This window comes from Campylobacter concisus (assembly GCF_002913225.1).
GTDB lineage: Bacteria > Campylobacterota > Campylobacteria > Campylobacterales > Campylobacteraceae > Campylobacter_A > Campylobacter_A concisus_J.
This window is the reverse complement of record NZ_PPAW01000040.1, coordinates 163,636-186,191: the sequence shown is the minus strand read 5'-3', so window position 1 is coordinate 186,191 and position 22,556 is coordinate 163,636. Positions and strand designations below refer to the sequence as shown.

21 protein-coding genes are annotated in these 22,556 nt (G+C 40.9%); 2 read left to right on the top strand and 19 right to left on the bottom strand.

Going from position 1 to position 22,556, the window contains the following annotated elements; genetic code table 11:
* Nucleotides 1-237: 237 nt before the first annotated feature.
* The gene (gene htpG, locus CYP26_RS07425) at nt 238-2,094 is read left to right on the top strand and encodes a molecular chaperone HtpG (protein ID WP_103630940.1); all 1,857 of its coding nucleotides are present in this window, start codon (nt 238-240) and stop codon (nt 2,092-2,094) included.
* Between the two features lie 140 nt (nt 2,095-2,234).
* Here the strand turns inward: htpG and sdhE are convergent, their stop codons facing one another.
* The 11 genes from sdhE to mltG form a co-directional block, all read right to left on the bottom strand.
* Nucleotides 2,235-3,092 (bottom strand): 8-methylmenaquinol:fumarate reductase membrane anchor subunit, encoded by an 858-nt coding sequence (gene sdhE / locus CYP26_RS07420; protein ID WP_103630939.1) that lies wholly within the window; start codon nt 3,090-3,092, stop codon nt 2,235-2,237.
* A 2-nt stretch (nt 3,093-3,094) separates the two neighbouring features.
* Nucleotides 3,095-4,060 (bottom strand): 8-methylmenaquinol:fumarate reductase iron-sulfur subunit, encoded by a 966-nt coding sequence (gene sdhB, locus CYP26_RS07415; protein WP_103630938.1) that lies wholly within the window; start codon nt 4,058-4,060, stop codon nt 3,095-3,097.
* Nucleotides 4,061-4,069: 9 nt separating this feature from the next.
* Nucleotides 4,070-5,908 (bottom strand): 8-methylmenaquinol:fumarate reductase flavoprotein subunit, encoded by a 1,839-nt coding sequence (gene sdhA / locus CYP26_RS07410; RefSeq protein ID WP_103630937.1) that lies wholly within the window; start codon nt 5,906-5,908, stop codon nt 4,070-4,072.
* Nucleotides 5,909-6,336: 428 nt separating this feature from the next.
* Nucleotides 6,337-6,759 carry a heat-shock protein gene (locus CYP26_RS07405; RefSeq protein ID WP_103630936.1) on the bottom strand — a complete coding sequence of 141 codons (423 nt, stop codon included), beginning with the start codon at nt 6,757-6,759 and terminating at the stop codon, nt 6,337-6,339.
* A 39-nt stretch (nt 6,760-6,798) separates the two neighbouring features.
* Complete coding sequence (locus tag CYP26_RS07400) at nt 6,799-7,350, bottom strand: 2-oxoacid:acceptor oxidoreductase family protein (protein ID WP_103630935.1); 552 nt, start codon at nt 7,348-7,350, stop codon at nt 6,799-6,801.
* The gene (locus CYP26_RS07395; protein ID WP_103630934.1) at nt 7,347-8,192 is read right to left on the bottom strand and encodes a 2-oxoglutarate ferredoxin oxidoreductase subunit beta; all 846 of its coding nucleotides are present in this window, start codon (nt 8,190-8,192) and stop codon (nt 7,347-7,349) included. Before CYP26_RS07395 ends, CYP26_RS07400 begins: the two co-directional genes overlap by 4 nt.
* Complete coding sequence (locus CYP26_RS07390) at nt 8,182-9,312, bottom strand: 2-oxoglutarate synthase subunit alpha (RefSeq protein ID WP_103630933.1); 1,131 nt, start codon at nt 9,310-9,312, stop codon at nt 8,182-8,184. The genes CYP26_RS07395 and CYP26_RS07390 overlap by 11 nt, the downstream gene beginning before the upstream one ends.
* Entirely contained in the window at nt 9,309-9,620 is a 312-nt protein-coding gene (locus CYP26_RS07385; protein WP_103630932.1) for a 4Fe-4S dicluster domain-containing protein, read from the bottom strand. Before CYP26_RS07385 ends, CYP26_RS07390 begins: the two co-directional genes overlap by 4 nt.
* 8 nt (nt 9,621-9,628) lie before the next feature.
* Nucleotides 9,629-10,522, bottom strand: a complete 894-nt coding sequence (locus CYP26_RS07380; RefSeq protein ID WP_103630931.1) for a lactate/malate family dehydrogenase — start codon at nt 10,520-10,522, stop codon at nt 9,629-9,631.
* A gap of 3 nt (nt 10,523-10,525) precedes the next feature.
* Complete coding sequence (locus CYP26_RS07375) at nt 10,526-12,700, bottom strand: NADP-dependent isocitrate dehydrogenase (protein ID WP_103630930.1); 2,175 nt, start codon at nt 12,698-12,700, stop codon at nt 10,526-10,528.
* 63 nt (nt 12,701-12,763) lie between these two features.
* Nucleotides 12,764-13,708, bottom strand: a complete 945-nt coding sequence (mltG, locus tag CYP26_RS07370; protein WP_103630929.1) for an endolytic transglycosylase MltG — start codon at nt 13,706-13,708, stop codon at nt 12,764-12,766.
* 73 nt (nt 13,709-13,781) lie between these two features.
* Here mltG and CYP26_RS07365 point away from each other — a divergent pair, with 73 nt between their 5' ends.
* Nucleotides 13,782-16,247, top strand: coding sequence for an AsmA-like C-terminal domain-containing protein (locus CYP26_RS07365; protein ID WP_103630953.1), 2,466 nt, complete (start codon nt 13,782-13,784; stop codon nt 16,245-16,247).
* 75 nt (nt 16,248-16,322) lie between these two features.
* Here CYP26_RS07365 and CYP26_RS07360 read toward each other — a convergent pair whose 3' ends face one another.
* The 8 genes from CYP26_RS07360 to CYP26_RS07325 form a co-directional block, all read right to left on the bottom strand.
* Nucleotides 16,323-16,886, bottom strand: a complete 564-nt coding sequence (locus CYP26_RS07360; RefSeq protein ID WP_103630928.1) for an ATPase — start codon at nt 16,884-16,886, stop codon at nt 16,323-16,325.
* Between the two features lie 49 nt (nt 16,887-16,935).
* A complete protein-coding gene (hypA, locus tag CYP26_RS07355) occupies nt 16,936-17,277 on the bottom strand; it encodes a hydrogenase maturation nickel metallochaperone HypA (protein WP_021085840.1) in 342 nt (113 codons plus the stop codon).
* Entirely contained in the window at nt 17,277-18,269 is a 993-nt protein-coding gene (gene hypE, locus CYP26_RS07350) for a hydrogenase expression/formation protein HypE (protein ID WP_103630927.1), read from the bottom strand. The genes hypA and hypE overlap by 1 nt, the downstream gene beginning before the upstream one ends.
* Nucleotides 18,270-18,277: 8 nt before the next feature.
* Nucleotides 18,278-19,366, bottom strand: a complete 1,089-nt coding sequence (gene hypD / locus CYP26_RS07345; RefSeq protein ID WP_103630926.1) for a hydrogenase formation protein HypD — start codon at nt 19,364-19,366, stop codon at nt 18,278-18,280.
* Nucleotides 19,366-19,605 carry a HypC/HybG/HupF family hydrogenase formation chaperone gene (locus tag CYP26_RS07340; protein WP_103630925.1) on the bottom strand — a complete coding sequence of 80 codons (240 nt, stop codon included), beginning with the start codon at nt 19,603-19,605 and terminating at the stop codon, nt 19,366-19,368. Before CYP26_RS07340 ends, hypD begins: the two co-directional genes overlap by 1 nt.
* The gene (gene hypB / locus CYP26_RS07335; protein WP_103630924.1) at nt 19,605-20,417 is read right to left on the bottom strand and encodes a hydrogenase nickel incorporation protein HypB; all 813 of its coding nucleotides are present in this window, start codon (nt 20,415-20,417) and stop codon (nt 19,605-19,607) included. Before hypB ends, CYP26_RS07340 begins: the two co-directional genes overlap by 1 nt.
* 123 nt (nt 20,418-20,540) lie before the next feature.
* Nucleotides 20,541-21,173, bottom strand: a complete 633-nt coding sequence (locus CYP26_RS07330; protein WP_103630923.1) for a GDYXXLXY domain-containing protein — start codon at nt 21,171-21,173, stop codon at nt 20,541-20,543.
* Nucleotides 21,170-22,432, bottom strand: a complete 1,263-nt coding sequence (locus CYP26_RS07325) for a DUF2157 domain-containing protein (RefSeq protein WP_103630922.1) — start codon at nt 22,430-22,432, stop codon at nt 21,170-21,172. The genes CYP26_RS07330 and CYP26_RS07325 overlap by 4 nt, the downstream gene beginning before the upstream one ends.
* Nucleotides 22,433-22,556 lie beyond the last annotated feature (124 nt).

Genomic DNA, 22,556 nt, shown 5'->3' with positions numbered 1-22,556 from the left:
ATGCTATTAATTTTTCATATTAATTATACTCCTATTTTAAATGAAAAAATGTAGAAAAACACATATTTAATAATATTTTTTAAATTTATATTAATTTTATATTTATAATTATTACTTTTATAACACAAATTTTAAAAAATAAAGTTAAAAACCTTGATAGCAATGCTATCAAGGTTAAGTATATTTTTATCACTTTGTGTTATAATCTGCCAAAAATTTTAAAAAAAGGAAAAGAAAATGGCAGATAAATTTGAATTTCAGACCGAGGTCAATGACCTTTTAAATTTGATGATCCACTCTCTTTACTCAAACAAAGAGATATTTTTAAGAGAGCTCATATCAAACTCAAACGACGCACTTGATAAGCTAAACTACCTATGCTTGACCGATGAAAAATATAAAAGCTTAAGCTACACCCCAAGGATCGACATAAAGGTCGATGAAAAAGCCAAAATTTTAACCATCAGCGACAATGGCATCGGCATGGATAAAGATGAGCTTATAGCAAATTTAGGCACTATTGCAAGAAGCGGCACAAAGGGCTTTATGCAAAGCTTAAGCGGTGACGCCAAAAAAGATAGCTCGCTGATCGGCCAGTTTGGCGTGGGCTTTTACTCAGCATTTATGGTGGCAAGCAAGATCGAAGTCATAAGCAAACGAGCATTAAGCGAGAAGGCCTATAAATGGACATCTGACGCAAAAAGCTACGAGATCGAAGAGGCTAGCAAAGATGGCTTTGGCACGGATATAATCCTGCATTTAAACGACGATGAGTTTGCAAATTCTTGGCGCATAGAGGAGATAGTCAAAAAGTATTCAAACCACATCCCTTATCCTATATTTATGGATAAAGAGAGCTACGTTGCGCCAAAAGAAGGCGAAAAAGAAGGCACATACGAGAGCAAAAACGAGCAGATAAACAAGGCAAATGCGCTTTGGAGACTAAGCAAATCAAGCCTCAAAGAGCAAGACTACAACGACTTTTATAAGCAAATTTCACACGACAGCAGCGACCCGCTACTTTATATCCACACAAAGGCTGAGGGCAAGATCGAGTACTCGACGCTATTTTATGTGCCAAGCACGGAGCCGTTTGATCTCTTTAGGGTTGATTATCAAAGTGGCGTGAAGCTCTATGTGAAGAGGGTTTTTATAACTGATGATGCAAAAGAGCTTTTGCCGCCGTATTTAAGATTTATCAAAGGCGTGATCGACGTTGAAGACCTGCCGCTAAACGTTAGCCGTGAAATTTTACAAGAAAATGTGATCATGCGAAACGTTAAAGAGCAAAGCGTGAAGAAAATTTTAAGCGAACTTGTAAAAGTAAAAGATAACGACCGCGAAAAATACATAAAATTTTATAAACTATTTGGCAAGGTTTTAAAAGAGGGACTTTATGGCTTTAACGCTGAAAAAGAGCAAATTTTGGATCTTTGCCTATTTAAAAGCTCAAAAAGAGATGGACTTATCAGCCTAAAAGAGTACAAAGAGGCGATGAAAGAGGATCAAAAATCTATCTACTACATCAGCGGCAACAATGAAAATATGCTAAGAAATTCGCCGCTTCTTGAGAGCTTTAAGAAAAACGACATAGAAGTGTTAATAATGGATGAAGAGATCGATACGATCGTCATGCCAATGGTAAATGAATTTGACAAAACACCTCTAAAATCAGTCTCACACGCTGATATAAGCGAGGAGATCAAAAACGACGAGAAGGTCGATGAGAGCAAGGTCGCAAACACGCTTGTTAAGATGAAAGAGATCTTAAAAGACGAGGTTAAAGACGTTAGGCTAAGCTCAAGGCTCTCAAGCTCGGCTGCGGTGCTAATATATGATAAAAACGACCCTGATTACGCTATGCAAGAGATGCTAAAACAGATGGGACAAGGCGCAAATGCTCCAAAAGTTAAGCCGATTTTGGAGATAAATGCTGATCATGAAATTTTTGCCAAACTTGAGAAAAACGAGGCGATGGTTTATGATATAGCGCCTTTGCTTCTTGATATGGCAAGGCTAAATGAGGGTATGAGCCTAGAAAATCCAGCTAAATTTTCAGAACTTCTAACAAAAGTGATGATAAAAGCTATATAAAATTTGTAAGCCCAAAGAAATTTGGGCTTTAACCTACTTCTATAAATTTTTAATTTCATATATTTATTTATTGTCTTTATTGCAGTAAAAATTTAATTGTATAAGTCAAATTTCCCACGCCAAAAGACGTGGGATAAAATTTATGCTATCTTGCTAGCGTCGATGATATTTAGATCAAGACCTAGCTCTTCGACAGATAGACCAAGTGCAAGACCTACAAGCTGAGAGAGGTGGATGATAGGTTTTCTAACATCTGAGTGGTTCTCATCTTGATATCTCTCTTGATAGATGTCAAGTTGCATTTGGCAAAGTGGGCATGGAGTGACAACTACGTCTGCACCATTTTGATCAGCGTTATTTACGATCTGGCTTGACATTTTTCTTACTGATTTTCCAGCTGGATAGCTTGCGTGAAAGCCGCAGCAGTCAAGTCTTTTCTCAAATGGCACGATAGTAGCACCAAGTGCGCTTACAACAGTTTCAAAGCTCTTTGGATTGACTGAGCTTTCTCTATTGTGCAGATCTTTTTCAGGTCTTAGGCTGTGGCAGCCGTAAAATAGCGCTACTTTTAGGCCGCTAAGTGGCTTAACAACCTTTGCTTTTAGCGTATCGACATTTTGATAAAGCTCCCAAAGAAGGCTTGTGATCTCGGTTGAGCCGTTATATTTCATATTGCCTTCAGCCAAAAAGGTATTGATACGATCTTTTGCGCCCTTATCAAGCGTGCTTTTAGCTCTTGTTAGAGTTAGCATACAGGTTGAACATGTTGTTAGCATTGGCATATTCGTCTGCTCTGCAAGCGCTATATTTCTAGCGTTTGCCACAAGTGCAGCGATGGGATCGACGTCTTGTGCTTGTTGGGCCCCACAGCAGCTCCAGCCCTTTATCTCGTGAAGCTTCCAGCCAAGTACTGGAGCGATAGCCTCAAGCGACATCTTAGCCTCTTTAGCTGCTTGAGAGAGTACGCATCCTGGGAAAAAAGCGAATTCGTTTTGCATAGTTACTCCTTACTAGCAGCTTTGCGAGCCGCATTTATCATTTTTACTAGATCATCATGTCCTTCAATATCCTCTTCACCAAAAATATGAAGTGGATTCATCTTGCCTGCGAGCATTAAATTTGCCGCGATATCCATTTTGCCCATATTTTTGATAACGCCTTCTGAACGAAGTGCAAGCTTGATCTCATTTAGTCTGCCTGAGCCATCAACCAGATCAGTTAAGAATGCCTCAGCGTGATCTGGTCCCATGCCCTCATTAAAGCCTTTTTGTATAGCCATGATACGAAGATCAGTTATGTCACCGCATGCGCTTATGCCTTTTGGACAGCGGTCAGCACACTCTTGGCACTTTACACACATCCAAAGTCCGTTGTCGATAGCTGGCTTTAGGTGTGGCATAGGATCTTTGCTACGTGAGTCAAAAGCGGCTCTATAAGCATGAACAAATACAAACGGCTGCATATAATCACTTGCATCTGCTTCAAGCTTATTGCACTCGCTAGCACACGCACCACAAAGTATGCAGTCCCATTCAAGTGCGACTTTGTCGTACTCTTTTTGACTTTGCTTACAGCCTTTTTCTGCGCTAAATTCTGACTTAGCAGTGATGCTAGGTTTGATCTTGCGTAAATTTTCTATACTTGGCTCCCAATCCACCATAAGGTCTGAGATAACCTTGAAATTTCCAAGTGGTGAAATTCTAATAGTATCTGGGTTGTCGTACTCAGCCAAAAGCTCATTCATCTTTGTGTCGCAAGCTAGATATGAGTGACCATTTACTCTAACAGCGCACGCACCGCATATCGCTGAGCGACAAGATGCTGTAAAATTTAATGTCGCATCCTTTTTTTGTTTGATATCAAAAAGCACTGTTAAAAGAGTTTTGCCTTTGACCTCTTCATTTGTTAGCTCATAAGTTGATTCATATTTTTTAGTTCCGTCAAAACGGTCGATAATAATTTTCATCCTAGCTCCTTACTCTGGCTTCTTGCCGTCAAGTGAAAATATGCCTGTCACAACATCTTTGTAGCCAAGCTCCAACTTGCCGTCTTTTAGTGTGACTATGCTGTGTTTTAAGAAATTTACATCATCTCTTTTTGGATAGTCCTCTCTTGTGTGAGCGCCACGGCTCTCAAGACGATTTTGCGCTGCAAGACATGCTGCACGAGAAAGAAGTATAAGGTTGCCAAGCTCGACGTAGTCAGTAAATGCTGTGTTCATGACTGGATTTTGATTTGGCACTTTGATGGTATCATATTTTGCTTGGATGGCTTCTAGGTTTTTAGAGAGTTGGTCTAGTTTTGCACCAGTTCTAAAGATACCCATTAGATCCCAGTTGTTTTTACCAAGCTCTTCACGAAGTGCGTACATATCATTTACGCCGCCCTCGCCTGTTGCGATAGATTTAAATTTATCCTGCCACATTTTTGCTAGCTCAGAAGTTTTCTTGCCGCTTGCAAATTTTGCATTTTGAGCATAAACACCAGCACCTTTGCCAGCTAGATCGCCAGTTACAACTGCGTCAGTTAGGCTGTTTCCGCCAAGGCGGTTTGCGCCGTGGATAGATACACATGAAGCCTCACCACCTACATAAATTCCGGGAATTTTTGTGCTCATATCATCAAATTTAGCTACCTCTATGCCACCCATTGAGTAGTGAGCTGTTGGGCGGATAGGCACTGGTTGCTCGACTAGGTCGATGTCTTGGAAAAGCATCGCTGTGTGGCGAATTTTTGGAAGCTTTTTCATAATAGTATCTTTGCCAAGGTGGCGAACATCACAAAGTACATAAGCGCTCATACCCTCGCCAAAGCCTCTACCTTCGCGAATTTCTGTCTCGATCGCACGAGCGACGACGTCACGAGGAGCTAGTTCCATTTTTTCGTGATAGTTTTTCATAAAGCGCTCGCCCTTGTTGTTTAACAAGTAACCACCCTCACCGCGAGCTGCCTCTGTGATAAGTGTACCGCCATTTTGAACGCCAGTTGGGTGAAACTGAAGCATCTCAGGGTCTTCAAAACCAAGACCTACTTTAAGCGCAGCAGCTATGCCATCGCCTGTTGCTATAAATGGAACTGAAGTGCGGTTATAGAAAATTCTAGTGTATCCGCCAGTTGCGATGACTAGAGATTTGCAAAGAACTGGGTAAATTTGACCATCTTGGATGTTGCGAAGAACGACGCCTTCAACCTTGCCATCCTCAAGACCGATCTCAAGTAGCTCGTGATCCATTAGAAATTTAACCCCAGCTGTGATAGCGTCGTCAAGACAGGCGTGCATCAAAACGTGACCAGTTTTATCAGCTGCGTAGTTACAGCGTTTTTTGCTAGCGCCACCCATGAAACGAAATGCCACATCGCCATTGTCTTTACGAGAAAAGAGCATGCCGTTGTAGTCTAGCTCGTGGATGACTGCGCCTGCTGCTTCGCAAAATTTCACAACTGCATCTTGATCAGCAAGATAAGCTGCACCTTTTACGGTGTCGTAGGCGTGAAGCTTGAAGCTGTCGCCATTGCTAAAGTCAGTAACGCCATTTATACCACCCTCTGCCATACAGGTTGCGTTGCGTGATGGCATCATCTTTGTGGCAACTACGACTGTTAAATTTGGGTTTTGTTTGCGAACGGCTGTTGCTGCACGAAGTCCTGCACCGCCAGAGCCGATTATTAGCACATCAACAGATGGCAAGCCATTTTCATTGCCCTTTGGCAACTCGCCAGCAAAAACATTGGTCGCACCAGCTGTTGTAGCTAGCGCACCTACGCTGATACAGGCGCTTTGTAGAAATTCTCTTCTGGTAAATTTTTCACTCATTGATAACTTCCTATTTTAATAAGTTTATTAGCGTTAAGACGCACCGCCAGTTCATTTCTTAATATTTTTTAAAACAAATAGATTAATTAAAAAATTAATGATGTAACTTTACATAAAATTTACTTAAAAGAAACATAAGAATTTATTTTAGGTTGTATAGTGAGATTTGATAGCTAAAATCATTTAGTAAAAGACCATTTTATCGTATTTGTAGCTACTACTTATAAATTTATTATTTTGATAAAGATAAAAATAATATTATCTTGCAATATATTAATGAAAATAGATAAAATGTTATAAAATAGCCAATTCTACATATCTTTGAGGATATTTCTTAAAACTAAATAAATAATTAAAACTAATAAATTTAAATGAGATAAAAATCGTATGATTATCAAAAAACATATAAATTTGTAAATTTTTGATAGTTAGAAAGTAAAATGATAGATAGCCCCGTAGTGTCTGACTGAGAAAATAAAGCTTAAATTTATATCAAATATCTCAATGTCATCAAGCGATGGATACCAGATATCGCTAAAAAATTTAGAAAGGTCATCAAAATACAAAATATCAATGCTCTCAAATTTATTAAAATTTATGCAAATTTCATTTGGTGTGGCGATGTTAAGCTTGCTAAAAACAGCCTTGAGATCAAAATTTTCTTCGTCGGCATTAAAGCCATCAAGCCTGCTAAATTTATCTATCTTAAAAAACTCATCTACATCATCTAGGCTAAATTTATGAAGCAAATTCTCTCTTATCTTTAAGCACTCACCAGCCGACAAGCTCCTAATAATAGGCATATCAAAGCCATGTTCTTTGCGGAAATTTTCTAGTTTTATCTGATCCATATTGTGAGGTTTTGGCTAAATTTAAATTTAGCCAAAAATTTATTTTAAAAGCTCTTTTGCGTATTTTAGGCCTAGCTCGTAAGCTTTAGCATTTGCCTCTTTAACTTTAGCTGGCACGCTTGCTAGCATCTCTTCACGCACTAAATTTTCATCCATGCACCCACTCATCGCCACAGCCACACCAAGGGCTACGACGCTTTGAGTGATGACGTTACCAACCTCGTCTTTTGCGATAGAGATGATAGGAATTTCATAAATTTTCCAGCGCTTTTTGTCTTCATCGCTTACTTTTACCAAATTTGGCTCGACAACGATCGCGCCACCCTCTTTCACGCCACTTTTAAAGGCGTTGTAGCTTATCTGCGCAGTTGCTAGCATAAATTCTATCTCACCCTCGTTTGCATAAGGGTATAAAATTTCCTTCTCATCAAGTATGATATCGACCTTCGTTGGGCCGCCACGCACCTGAGATGTGTAGGTAGATGCCTTGACGCCGTATCCGCCTGCTTTTATCTTGGCAGCTGAGAGGATCTCGCCTGCTAGTATGACGCCCTGTCCGCCAACGCCGACAAATCTTAATTGTGACTTCATGCTAGCTCCTTAAAATCTATCGCTTCATTGTTCATAGCAGCCCTTCTTACCTTGTCGTAAGCCTTGGTGTATTCTATCTTTTCATCATCTTTATGTAGCACGCCAAGTGGGAAAATGCTCTCTTTCTCTTCGTCACTTAGCATGTCAAATTTGACCTTGCTCATCGTGCGGCCTTTTATCCACTCTAAATTTTTCACCGCCTCACCCATTTTGTTCTTGCGACCTAAATTTATGTGGCAGTTTGAAAATACATCAAAAAAGCTGTATCCATCGTGGCTAAAGCCCTCTACAAAGAGCTTTGTAAGCTTCTCTGGCTCGATGACGCTACCACGCGCGACAAAGCTAGCACCTGCTGCGGTTGCGAGCTTACAGGCGTCAAAGCTAGGATCGATGTTGCCGTATTGCGCTGTGACCGTCCACATGCCCTTTGGCGTGGTTGGGCTGGTTTGCGAGTTTGTAAGTGCATATATGAAGTTGTTTATTAGGATGTGATTTAGCCCGATATTTCGGCGGCATCCATGTATCGTGTGGTTGCCTCCGATCGCCAGTCCGTCGCCGTCGCCAGTTACTACGATGACGTGTTTATCCGGGTTTGCCATCTTTACGCCAGTGGCGTAGGCTACGGCTCTGCCGTGAGTCGTATGGATGGTGTTGCAGTCTAGATATCCGCTAAAGCGACCAGAGCAGCCTATGCCTGAAACTACGCAAACGTCGTTCATATCCCAGCCCATCGTGTCGATCGCACGGATGAGAGCCTTTAGTATGACGCCGTCGCCACAGCCCCAGCACCAAAGAGTAGGCATTTTATCTGTTCGTAAATATTTATCGTAATTAAAAGCCATAAATTTCTCCTATCTTCGCCTCGATCTCGCTTGGGCTTATCGGTCTGCCATTTGCTTTTAGCAGTTTTGCAAAGTCATCTCTTAAGATGATCTTTGAAATTTCGCCGCTATATTGACCTAAATTTAGCTCGCAGACTAAAATTTTGCTAAATTTGTTCGAGATCTCTTTTAACTTTTTAACTGGAGCTGGAAAAAGTGTGAGTGGCTTAAATAGCCCTACTTTTAGCCCTTTTTCACGTAAATTTAATATCGCTTGCTTAGCTGAGAGAGCCACACTACCAAAAGCGATGATGCAAATTTCAGCGTCATTTAGCATAAATTCTTCAAATTTCTCGCACTCGTCAGTGTGTAAATTTATCTTATCAAATAGCCTATTCATCGAGTTTTCAACGATCTTACCATCTTCTGTTGGAAAGCCAGTGGCGCCGTGATGAAGTCCAGTTATGTGGTAGTGATAGCCTTTAAAGAAAGGATTTAGCGTGGCTGGCTCGTCAGGTGCCGCCTCGTATGGTTTATACTCTTTTGGCTCGCCGCTAAATTCTCTTCTTTTATAAATTTCAAGCTCGCTGATTTCTGGCAGGCGCACTCTAGCTTGCATATGACCTATCGTTTCATCAAGCAGCAGCATAACTGGCGTCATAAACCTAGCTGCGAGGTTAAAGGCACGCACGGTTTGCGTATAGCACTCCTCTAGGCTACTTGGCGCTAGCACTATCATATTTACATCGCCGTGAGTTGGGTTTTTAGCCTGCAGGATATCGCCTTGTGCGACGCGGGTTGGTAGGCCAGTTGAAGGGCCGCCGCGCATTACATTTACGATGACAAGCGGTATCTCAGCGATAAAGCCAAGGCCTATTTGCTCAGCCTTTAGTGAAATTCCAGGCCCTGAACTTGCAGTCATCGCTTTAGCGCCACTCGCACTTGCGCCAAGGGCTACTGAAATGCCAGCTATCTCATCTTCCATTTGTATAAATGTGCCGCCATGTTTTGGCAAAAGCACGCTTAGCTCGTGGGCGATCTCGCTGCTTGGAGTAATAGGATATCCGCCAAAGAAGTTACAGCCACACTCGACCGCAGCCCTTGCTACTAGGGCATTTCCAGTTGATACTACCTCTCTCATGCGCTCTCTCCAAGCTTGGCAAATTTATTTGCCTTTACAGCCGCAGCTCGCTCTTTGCTCTCAGGCGTTAGTTTTGCAAATTTAAAGCCCTTTTCCGCCACATAAATGGCAAAATCAGGACAGTGAAGCTCGCAGTCACGGCATCCTATGCATGAGTCAGCATAGACCACCTCTATCATCTTGCCAAGCACCGCCTTTGGCTCAAGCCTCATGCCTAGCACGCCTGCTGGGCAGTAGCTAACGCAGACATCACAGGCCTTACACCTGCTCTCATCGACCCAAACTGGGGCATTTTCTTTTACGATCATATATCTTCCTACTCTAAGTTTTCTTTTAAAAATTTGATATTTTTTCTAATTTCAGCTTCACTTTTGTTTAGTTGCTCTTGCTCGTCTTCGTCTAAATTTAGCTCTAAAATTTCTTTTAAGCCATCACGTCCGAGCCTTACTAGCCTGCCGCAGCTTAGCTCATCATCTATTAGCACGCTAGCGCTTATTATCTCATCACTCTTACCGACGATCATCTCGCACATCTTCACAGCTGCAGCCGCTGGCGCGTAGTAAGCCGAAGTGCCAAGCAGTTTAACTATCTTTGCTCCGCCAGTGCTTGTCTCTTTTTTAAGGATTGCTAGCTCATTTTCATTTAAATTTTCGCTTATATTGCTGGCTGATACGATCATCTCGTCATTGTGAGCGCCGACGATCTTTGCTCTTAGCTTACTAGCGTCCTTATCTTTTAAAAGCGCTAACTCATATCTGCACCTTGCGCTATCTAGCTCACCAGCCATGCCGATCACTTTGTTTTTGCTAAAACCACTAAATTTATGTGCCGTCCAGACCATCACATCAAGCGGATTTGTGACGACTATTATCACTGCGTTTTTGGCAAATTCAGCTATCTTTTGCGCAGTTTGTTTTACGACAACGGCGTTTTTAAGTAGCAGATCTTCTCTGGTTTGACCCTCTTTTCTTGGGCTTCCAGCTGTGACTATGACGATGTCACTGCCCTCAATAAGTACAAAATCATCGCCACCACAAACGCTAGTTTTTGCGTTAAAGACACAGCTTGACTGAGCTAGGTCGATCGCCTTTGCACGTGCCACATCGCCAAATATATCCATAAGCGCGATCTCATCGCAAAGCTCTCTCATGCAAAGCGCATAAGCTATGCTAGCACCGACGTTTCCAGCTCCAACTACACTTATTTTCATCTTCTATCCTATTATTTTATTTAAAATTTCACTTGGTCTCATGACCTCATTTGCCTTTGCTTCGTCTGGCAGGTAGTATCCGCCAAATTCCGCGCTTGCACTGTTATTTCCTCTGATTTCTTTTAAAATTTCGGTCTCATTTTTTTCTAGCTCTTTGGCTAAATTTTCAAAAATTTTGCTTAAAATTCCGCCACTTTTTGCCATCTCTCTCGCCCAAAAAAGCGCTAGATAAAAGTGCGACTCTCTAGTATCAAGAGTAGCATTTGGCGTTTTGTTTTCATCAAGATAGCTAGCAACTGCTCTATTTAGCGCATCACTTAGCTCTTTTGCCTCTTTTTTTTGCCTAAAAAACGCTAGATGTTCAAGCGAAGCACTAAGTGCTAAAAACTCGCCAAGGCTGTCCCAAAGTAGGTGATTTTTCTCTTTTAGCTCTTTTACAAGTGTCGGAGCCGTTCCACCAGCTCCTGTCTCAAACATCGCTCCACCAGCAAGTAGCGGCACGACTGAGAGCATTTTAGAGCTGCCACCTAGCTCAAATATCGGGAAAAGATCGGTTAGATAGTCTCTTAAAACATTGCCAGTTACACCTATGACGTCTTTGCCAGCTCTTATTGCTTCAAGCGATTTTTTAGTTGCTTGCTCGTAGTTTAAAATTTCAAATTTCACGCCAGCGTTAGTAAATTTATCTCTAAATTTTTCAAATTTAGCTATCAAATTTCTATCGTGAGCACGGCTACTATCTAGCCAAAATATAAGCTCATCTTTTGAAATTTCGCCTCTTTTTAAAGCAAGCTCAAACCACGCATTTATCGCATCATCCTTTGCCTGCGTCATCCTAAAAATATCGCCACTTTTAACGCTAAATTTAAAGACGCTCTGCCCCGCCTCATCAAAAACTACAAATTCTCCGTCCTCTTTTGCGATGAAAGTCTTATCGTGGCTGCCATACTCCTCGGCCTTTTTAGCCATGAGTCCCACGTTTGCCACACTGCCTATCTTACTCACATCAAGCGCACCATGCTCCTTAAAGTCCGCCACACAGGCCTCATAAACCCTAGCGTAGGTTCTATCTGGGATCATACAAAGTGAGAAATTTAGCTCGCCACTTCTGTCTTTTACCTTGCCAGAGTTTCTAATAAGCGCAGGCACTGAGGCGTCGATAATAACGTCATTTGGCACGTCAAAGTTGCTGGCATTTTCATTTAGTGCCCAAATTTTTGCTTTTTTGCTCAAAATTTCATCAAATTTAGCCAAAATTTCATCTTTATTTTTAAGAGTTGAAATTTTAGAAAACATATCTTTTAAGCCGTTTTTTGCCTCAACGCCACTAGCTTTAAACTCATCACCAAATAGCTCAAAAACCTCTTTAAAATAACTCTTTATCGCATGCGCAAAGATAACCGGGTCACTAACCTTCATCATCGTGCATTTTAGATGTAAGCTCAAGGTAAAATTCTCTTTTTTTGCCTCGTCAAAACAGCTTTCATAAAATTTATCTAGCTCATCTGCACTTAAAAAGGTAGCATCTACGATCTCGCCACTTTGGACAGCAAGCTCTTTTAAAAGCTCTTTTTTGCCATCTAAATTTATAAAATTTATATAAAATTTCTCATCTTTTTCTGCGATGATTGAGCGCTCATTTTCATAAAAATCGCCCTTTTGCATGTAGCAAATTTTAGTTTTATTTGCCTTATCCCAGCTGCCGTTGCTGTGCGGATGCTTTTTGGCAAATTCTTTAACTGGTGGCAAGACTCTTCTGTCTGAGTTTCCTTGTCTTAGCACTGGATTAACAGCACTTCCTAGCACTTTTGCATATTTTTTAGCGACCTCTTCGTCGTAGTCTGTGATGATCTCGTCCGGATAAAATGGCACGTTTATCCCCTTGTTTCTTAGCTCATCAATTGCCGCTTTTAGCTGAACGAGCGTGGCTGAGATGTTTGGTAGTTTTATGATATTTGCCTCTTTGTGCGCGGTTAGCTCACCCAAAAGTTCTAGCTCATCGGCCTTATTTAGCCCAAGCTCTTTGCTAAAAAGAGATAAAATTCGCCCTGCTAAGCTGATATCAGCCCTTGTTATGCTAATGCCAGCGCGGGATAAAAAGCTCTTAACGATAGGAAAGAGAGAGTAGCTCGCAAATAGCGGTGCTTCGTCGGTTTTAGTCCAGATAATATCACTCATTTTAGCCCTTTTGATTTTTTGAAATTTATCACGTTTTTTATTAAAGCTAGTTGTATTTTAGCCCTATTTTGCGATATTTTGATTGTGCTCGCTTAATGTTTTTGAAAAAATGTGCTTTTTCGCCTTTTTATCAAGCACAAAGTATAAATAATCGCTCTTTGCAGGGTTTATCGCCGCTTTTATCGCACTTATTGAGACCGAGCAGACTGGGCTTGGCGGAATGCCGTCGTTTAGATAGGTATTAAACTCGCTCATATCGCTTCTTATGCGCTCAGCTGTGATCACATCGTGCGAGTAGATACCGTAGTTTAGCGTGCCGTCCATCTGCAGTCTCATGCCCTTATCTAGGCGGTTGTAGATGACTGAAGCGACAAGAGGCATCTCAGCGTCATTTGCGGCCTCTTTTTGGATGATAGAGGCGATGGTTAAAATTTTAAACCACTTTTTCTCGTTGTATTCGCCAAAAATTTTCCTGCTGATCTCGCTTTGTGCCTTTTTAGATGAATTTACAAGGTAATATGCTAGATGTCTTTCGCTGATGCCTATTGGAATTTTATAGGTATTTGGCATTAAAAAGCCATCGCTCACTGGCGCAAGGGCATTATACTCGCTATTTAGTTTAGCTCCGTCAAGTCCTAGCTGGGCAGCGATCTGGTTTAAAAAAACGATCGTAGTCTCACCAGGTATGAGCGTGATCTCGGTCATCGCAGCCTTTGCTTTAGCAAGTTTTTTTAAAAAATCAATCCTTGAAATTTTATCTTTGCCTATCTCGATCCAGCCTGACTGAGGCGAGCCGATGAAGCGCATGGCGTACTTGTCGATCGCACTTAAGTTAAAGTTGCGATTAGCTAAATAAGATATAATTTCGCCCACACTTCCCTTTGGCACAAAGACGACTTTGCTCGTGTTTATGGGGCGTGCCAAATAAACAAATACGCTTAGGACAACGATGAGTACGATATCAAAGAAAATATCCAGATACGGCTTTTTTATAAAATTTTTTATCATTTTGATTCTTTCGCTTCTTTTGCTTTTAAAATACGGCATAAAAATTAACGATTTCGAGTTTTACGGCGTAAAATTGGAGCAATTATATATAAAGTTAGATAAAAAAATAATTGTAAGAGCAAAGCAGATCAAGCTACCTAAATTTAAACAAAACGCAGAGCAAAAAGCCAGCGACAAGCAGCTTTTAAACCTTAGTCAGGGTGTGGACTATCTTGACACATTTTTTCAAGAAATTTCACTTGAGAGCGTGCAAATCGGCGATGATTTTAAGATCAAAATTTTATTTTTAGATGATATATTTTTCGTCGATAGCCCTTATCTAAACATCGATATCAAATTTCAAAACGAGCAACAAAATGGCGTCGATCGCTTCATAGTAAGAAATTTAAGCCTTAAAGATTTTAACGTAAGCATTAGCGGCGAAGGCAGTGCAAATTTTGACAAGGATGATTATAAATTTGATGGAAATTTCACCTCGCACGAGCTAAATGGCAAGCTTAGCTTTGCCTTAAAAGATACGCTTTTAACCTACAAAGCCTATGACGTAAATGCTGGCAGCATCAAGGACTTCATCGCTGAGCTTGATAGCCGCATACACTTAAACAGCGAGGTTAAAAACTGGATATATGGCTACATCGTGGCTGATGACTACCACCTAAACGAGATAAACGGCAAGGCTGATCTAGCCAAAAACGACTTTTATCTAAACGAGCTAAATGCGACTGCAAATGCCAAAAATTTACTTGTTAAATTTGATAAAGGCTTGCCAGCCGTAAATGTCGCTGAGGCAAATATCACACTTAATAACTCAACGCTTAAATTTGACCTTACAGCACCTGTTTATAAGGGCAAAAAGCTTGATGGCTCAAACGTCACGATCAACAATATCTTTGATGAAAAGAGCGCAAATTTAGAGCTATTTATAAAGACAAATTCCATTTACGATGAGGCAATAAATGAGATACTAAGAGCTTATAAGATCAACGTGCCAGTTAAGCAGTTAAGCGGCAAAATGGACGCTAGCTTAAAAATTTTGATAAAACTTGACGAGAAAAGCTTAGAGAATTTTGATGAAAAAAGCGTCATCGCAAATGGCGATTTTAAGATAAGTGACGCAGTTTTAGATATCGCTGGGAGTAAATTTAACGCTAAAAGCGCCCTTGTAAAGCTTGTAAATACTTCGGTGCTAAACATCGATGCAAGCGGCTTTGGGCTTGACTTTTTCAGAGCAAATGCGAAAGCAGACATAAATTTACAAAAAAGTACTGGCGAGATAAAAGGCGTCATAGAAAGCTTTGATCTAAAAGAGAAAAATGATGAAATTTTAGCCTTTAAAAATGAGCCATTTACTGCACTTCTTGACTTTAGCAAGCCAAGCGAAACGACGCTTAGCATTGAGCCATTTGGGTTAAATTTAAGATTTGGCGATGAGAGCGTGATAGCTACGAAAAATAGCGAATTTATCATGCAAAACTCCCCACTTTTAAAGCAAAATGGCGTGCTTGGCTTTGAAGATGTGAGCATAAAAAGCAAGGACTTTACTAATCTTGAAATTTTGGCAAAAGGGCTTAAATTTGACATGCCGTTTTTAGATAAAAATGGCTCAAAATATGATAGTGACGACTTTTTGATCACGGTCTCAAAGGCTGGCGTAAAAGTGCAAAGTGCAAGCAAAAAACTCTCTTTAAACATCGCTGAAAAGGGCATAGAGGCTAAGAGCAACGACCTAAATTTGCTTGTACTTGATGACAACAGCACAAAAGAGCAAAGCACGCCGCTTGAGCTCTTTGCTAAAAATGGCGACATCATTTTACAAGATTTAAACAAAACCTTGCCATTTACCAGCTTTAGCGCCGAAAAAAAGGGTAAAAGCACCTCGCTAAATGGACTGGCAAAGCAAGGCAGAGTTGGATATTTTAGCGATGAGAAAAGCATAAATTTAGACGCAACTGATATAAGTGGCGAGTTTATCAACGACCTTTTTGGTCTCAAGAGCTTTGAGGGCGGTAAATTTCGCCTAAAAATGCTTGGGGAGAGCTCTAAAAATTTCAAGGCTGAGGTGAGATTTTTTGGCACCTATCTAAAAGACTACATCTTTTATCAAAGGCTTTTAAGCTTTTTAAACTCGGTGCCATCGCTTCTTAGCTTTAAAACGCCTGACTTTAATGACAAGGGTTTTACTGTTAAAAACGGCAAAATTTTACTTACTAGAAAGGGCGACGTGATCGAGTTTTTAGCGATTGAGATGATAGGCACGAGCGCAGATATCGGCGGACGTGGCACGATCGATCTAAAGAGTAAAAAGATAAACATCGACCTTGAGCTAAAGATACTAAAAGACGCAAGCGGCATCATCGACAAGATCCCGCTTATCAACCAAATCATCCTTGGCAAAGACCGCTCGCTCTCAACCGTCATCGCCATACGTGGCACGACCGAAAAGCCCGAGTACTCGACGCAGATATTGCAAGACGCCCTACTCTCGCCACTAAAGATAATAAGAAACGTCCTGCAAGCTCCGTTTTTGATATTTGAGTAAAAAGTGTTAAGCAAAAAATAATTATTGTTTAGTATAATTGCGGCGAAGTTCACGGCGGAGCTTATTATCCGCCACTCATTCTAAGTATCTTGCCAGATCCTCATCAAAACAAAACAACGCATCATTAATAAAATCTTCTAACATTTGCGGATCAATGCCTACTAAAGTTTTACCAACACGAGTTGAAATTCTCGGCGTTTGATCGTTATTTAGCTTATAAAGATTTTCAAAATGAAATGCTCGGTTTCGAATTTTAACAGCAAGGTCATATAAAATCTTTACTTTTTGATAGTTTAAAAGTTTATTTTTGCGGTTAAATTTAGAATACTTTTTAAAATCAAGCTTATCAAGATTGACGATATCATTGTGGATTTTGGCTTCATCGATGATTTTTGCCCAAAATCCAAAAGTTTGCTTTGAGACAAAGAGATCATCTAGCTTAAAGTAGCCGCCAAAAGAGCTTAAAATATCTACCTTGTTATTATCCACTAAAGCCTTAAAAGCTAAATTTCTAGTGGCAATTTCTAAAATACCAAGTTTTGGAGCTAATGCCTGTACTAGCAAAAAGTTCTTTTTATGCTCTTGCTCGTTTTTATAGCTCTTTAGGCGTTTGATTGAGAAAAATTTAACACTATCCATAAAAAATCAATAAATTCATAAAATTTTACGCATTATAATACGTAAAATTTTACTTCATCTCAAGGCGCATTAGATACATATCCTCGCCGTCAGTCACCTTTAAATTTTGACTTTTGCACTTTGGGCAAGTAAAGTCATTTTCGCTAAGCTCCCCGCCAAATCCACAATCCAAGCACTCGACCACAATGCCTTGTAAATTTATCACAAGCTCGGCATTTTCACAGATCGTGCCAGCCTTATAAACATCAAAGGCACTCTGCAAATAGTGTGGCTCCACTCCGCTTAAACGACCAACTTTTATCTCGATCTTGCTTATCTCTTTGGCATTTTCTTTAGCGGCATTTTTCTCGCAAAGGCTAACTAAATTTTGAACGATACTAAGCTCGTGCATTAGCAGATCCTTGGTAGTAGCTCGCCCTTTGGCGGCTCGAGAAATCTTCTTGATTTATAGGCGTTTTCGATGATGACGCGCTCGTTTTTTGCCTGCAAAACCTCGCCTATTATCATCGCATTTTGATCAAATTCTCTTAAAATTTTAAGCGCGTCCTCAGCCTGGCTCTCATCAACAGCCATCACAAAAGTGCCCTCATTTGCAAGCTCATAAGGCTCAAAACCAAAGAGCTCACAAACGCCCATCACTTCGTCTGCCACCTTGATATTTTCTTCAAAAACCAAGATGTCAAATTTGCTAAATTTAGCCCACTCATTTAGCACCGCACTTAGTCCGCCCCTAGTCGCATCACGCATGGTTTGTGGCTTTATACCAGCGCTAAGTAGCTTTAAAACAACCTCTTTTAGGCTCTTGCAGTCACTTTTTAGATCAAGCCCAAGCTCAAATTCTTCTCTTGCTGCTAGCACCACGCCGCCGTGTCTGCCAACATCTCCAGAGATTAAAATTTTTGCCCCTGCTTTTAAATTTTTAAGCTCCACGCCCTCGCAAACTATCTCGCCGATGCCTGCTGTGTTTATAAAAATTTTGTCGCATTTGCCCTTTGGCACGACCTTCGTATCGCCACAAACAACGCTCACACCGCTCTCTTTGCATGTTTTTGCAAGTGAGCCAAGCACCTTTTCAAGCTCCTCTATGCTAAGCCCCTCTTCGATGATGAGCGAGCAGCTTAGGTATTTTGCGATTGCTCCAACCATCGCTAGGTCGTTTATAGTGCCACAAGCTGCGATCTTGCCGATGTCGCCGCCATTAAAAAAAATGGGAGTTACCACAAAGCTATCGGAGCTAAATGCGATCTTTCCGTTTAAATTTAGTATCGCTGAGTCGTTGCTCTGCCTTAAAATTTCATTATCAAAAATTTTAAATATCGTCTCATTTATAAGCGAGTTCATCTCCTCGCCGCCGCCGCCGTGGCTTAGCATTATCTTTTTCATTAAATTCCTTAACCAACTCTTGCGTATTTAAAATATGCTGCACAAGCGCCCTCGCCTGAGACCATGCACGATCCTAGCGGGTTTTGCGGGTTGCAAACCTTGCCAAAGACCTTACAGTCAGTCGGCTTTGCCAGCCCTCTTAAAATTTGCCCGCAAATGCAAGCCTTGCTCTCGCCAGTACTCTCTACACTGCAGTCAAACTGCACTCTAGCATCAAGGTAGGCAAACTCATCTTTTAGTTTCATGCCACTTTGTGCTATCTCGCCAAGGCCTCTCCAGACAAAGTCGCACGGCTCAAAATACTTAGCTATGAGCTCTTTTGCTCTTAAGTTGCCCTCTTCTTTGACCGCCCTTGCGTACTCGTTATAGACTTCATAAGTGCCTGCGTTTTGCTGACGGACTAAATTTAGCACACTTGCCATGATATCAAGCGGCTCAAAACCGCTAATGGCGATCGGTCTTTTAAACTCATCTGCTAGCTCTTTATAAATTTTGCTTCCAGTGATGACGCTCACGTGGCTTGGCCCCAAAAATGCGTCTATTCTTACGTTTTCATCGCTCATTATCGCTCTAACTGGAGCTGGGACGGTTACGTGATTTATATGAAAGTATAAATTTTTAATGCCCTCTTGTACCACTTTTTCAACTAAATTTGCGCTCATCGGCGTCGTCGTCTCAAAGCCAATGGCAAAAAATATGACCTTTTTGTCTGGGTTTTGCTGGGCTAAATTTAGCGCATCAAGTGGCGTGTAAAGTGCCCTTATATCATGCCCCTCGCCACGAAGCTTTTGCAAGCTTGTCTTTGAGCCAGGCACTCTTAGCATGTCAGCTAGCGTGCAAAAGATCACATTATCCATACTAGCAAGCTTACAGGCCTCATCTATGCGGCTCTTTGGCATCACACAGACCGGACAGCCTGGGCCGTGGACGAAATTTATATGCTCTCCGACTAAGCTTGGCAGTGCAAATTTCATAATGCTATGCGTGTGGCCACCGCAAATTTCCATGATATTTAGCGGTTTTACGCTCTCTTTTTGTATGAGTTTTGAAAGGGCAAGGATTAAATTTTTATCGCGAAAGTCATTGATAAGATCCATCAAATTTTCCCCGCGTCCATATCTTCAGCGATCTTTTGATAGACCTCCAAGCTCTCAAGCGCAAACTGCGTATCAATCTTTTGCATAGCGTATCCAACGTGGATTAGCACGTATTCGCCAACTTTTACCTCTTCAGAGATGAGATCTAGGCTTACCTTTCTAGTAACGCCCAGAGTCTCAACGGTAGCAACGTTGTTTTTGTCTATTTCTATTACTTTTGAAGGGATCGAGAGGCACATTATCTTAGCTCTTTTTTAAATTCCAAATAACTTATCCATTTATCGATGCCCTCGCCTGTTTTGCTATCTACTACAAAGATATCAACCTTTGGATTTAGCTTTCTAGCGTCATTTTTCACTCGCTCGATATCAAAGTCAAAGTGCGGCGCAAGCGAAGCTTTTGTGATCAAAAGCACGTCAGCTGCCCTAAACATCACTGGATATTTGCTCACCTTATCATCGCCCTCTGGTACTGAAAGAAGCACAGCGTTAAAGTGCGAGCCAACGTCGTAACTTGCAGGGCAAACTAAATTTCCAACATTTTCTATAAAGACTAGATCAAGCTCGTTTAGTGGCAGGTGATGAAGCCCCTCATGCACCATAAAAGCGTCTAAATGGCAGGTCTGACCTGTGCTTATCTGATGAGCTTTTGCGCCAGCTTTTACTATGCGGTCGGCATCTTGGTTGGTCTCTAAATCGCCCTCGACAACGCCTATTTTAAATTTGCCAGCCTTTATCGTAGCCTCTAAAAGCGTAGTCTTGCCAGCGCCTGGACTGCTCATCAAATTTACACAAAGTATCTTTTTCTCATCAAGATGCGCTCTGTTATGAGTGGCCTCTTTGTCGTTTTCAGATAGAATTTTTTCTATAACGTCTATGGTTTTGCTCTCATTTAGCACAGGGTGTGCGTGAGCCTCGTGACTATGCTCGTGTGCGTCATGAGCGTGATCTGTATGCCCATCGTGAGTGTGTGGGTGTGAGTGAGTGGTGCCATCAGCGTGAGTGTGAGTGTGGGCGTGATTACCCATTGAACAACCGCAATCTTTACACATTTTATTATCCTTTTTTATTAATTTTTAGAGATTTTAACGCTTAAATTTAAAAATAAAATTAAAATTTAAAGGCATTTTATGCAAATGAGATAAATTAACCCGTTTTTTAATTAACCTTTAAATTTACCTTTGATCTTGCAAGCTTGTGTTTTTATCTAGCTCTTCAAGGCTCTCGTTATCATCTGTGTAGCTATTTTCATCAAAATTTTCATCGCTATTTCTTTTTTTGCCATTTGGCGTGATGATGAGATCTTTTAGCCTCGCTCTGCCATCATCCATCACCATCAAAACAGCAAAAGCATCCACATCTTGATCCATCATCTCTCGCTCAGTTTGCTTTGCCTTTTTAGTTGGCATGTAAAACTCTTCAATGCCATATTTTACAAATGAGTATCCATCAAATTTACCAGCTAAGAAAAGAGCATCTTTTGGCTTAGTAAAGCTAAATTTATCAAAAGCGTAAGTGGCATTCGCATCTTGCTTTAAAATGGCGTAAATTTCATCATTTTTTGAGAAATTTCTATCATATATATATATCTCAACGCCAGTTTTTTCATCAAATTTAGACTGCTGCAGATTTGAAAAGTCATAGCTCAAGCTCACGTAGTTTCCGCGAAAGAGATCCCTTGGATCATAAAGATTTACCCTCACTTTTATCTCTTTTCCAAGATAAAGTGGCATGAGCGCGTATGCGAGCATCGCAATTATTAGTAAAATTTGAAAAATTATGGCTAGTATTAGCGATCTTATCTTCATTTTTTGCCTCCTTTTTTAGCAGCAACTGCGAGCACGACGAAGGCAAAGATAATAAATAGCGCCGTAGCCCCTAAATAATCGCCTATTAGCTCAAAGTATCTAACCACCGCAACTAAGAATATCATGCATAGTCCAAGTGCAAGCTCGCCATTTTTGATAAGCACGGCTGCAACGATGATATTTGCTAGCGAGAAGAAGATATTTGCATATCCCACGCCTAAGCTAAAGACAAATGGCAACGCAAAGAGTATCAAGCCAAGAAGTAGGCCGCTTTTGTTTTTCTCTTTGAAAAATAGCGCAATGCTAGCGATGCTAAATACGGCAAAAACCTTGCCAAAACTGCTATAAAAAAATGCTTTTGCAAACCAAAATTTATCTTCTTCTAGCTCGTAGATGTCGCCATTTGCATAAGCTATCAAGCAAACGATCAAGATAATGATGCCAAGATACTTGCCAAAGCCTTTTACAAGGTGCGCCAGCCTATCTCTAAAGCTAACTAACGGGCTAAAGAGCGCGACAAGTAAAAGCGCGTATGAGAGCGATAAAGTAGCAGCCATCGGCGCTCTAAACATAAGATCATAGCCATAAAATTCATTAAACCCGCTGATCCTAGCGCAAAGCGAAACGATGTAGAAAAATATATCTGCTAGAAGCATGGTAGCAAGAAAAATAGAGTCACTTTTATAAAGCATGTAGGCACCAAGGGCTATAAAGACGATAAATTCATAAGCAAACTCGCCGCCCGTGCCCTTTAAAACAAACCAGATCGTCGCAAAAACAAGGCTTTGAGCCACCAGTAAAGCCTTTTTGCTAGCAAAAGAGAGCGCAAACGCTCCAATGCTCCAGAGCAAAACTCCGCCACTTGGCTCGTCGCTAATATTATAAATTTGAGCGATAAGCGCTATGGCTGCGCCGTAGCAGAAATTTCCCAAAAAGAGCGTAGCCGTACCAAGCTTGTCTTTGCCCTTTTTGAGATAATAAACCCCACCAAAATTTAAAAGAGCAAGCACGCCAAAGATGATGACAAGGCGCCCCATCCTTGGTATCTCCTCCCAGTAAGCTCCAACTAGGGTAAAAAATGCCAGCGCGAAAAAGAGATAGGCAACCAACTTTAAGATAAAGCTAGTCTTCTCGCTATGAGCGTTTATATCTATATCATATAAATTTGCTATCTTTAAAGCGGTGGCCTTATCGACCACATCCTCTTTTTGCCAGCGATCTAGCTCTTTGGCTAGAAAATTTCTATTGTAAAAATTCATCTTTCATTCTCTTTAAATGACATTTTTTTGTGGCTAATGATAGCATACAAGCGCCAAAAATGCTAGAACAAAAATAAAGCAAAAAAGGGAGAAATTTAAAAAGCCAAAAAAACTTGGGCGGGCT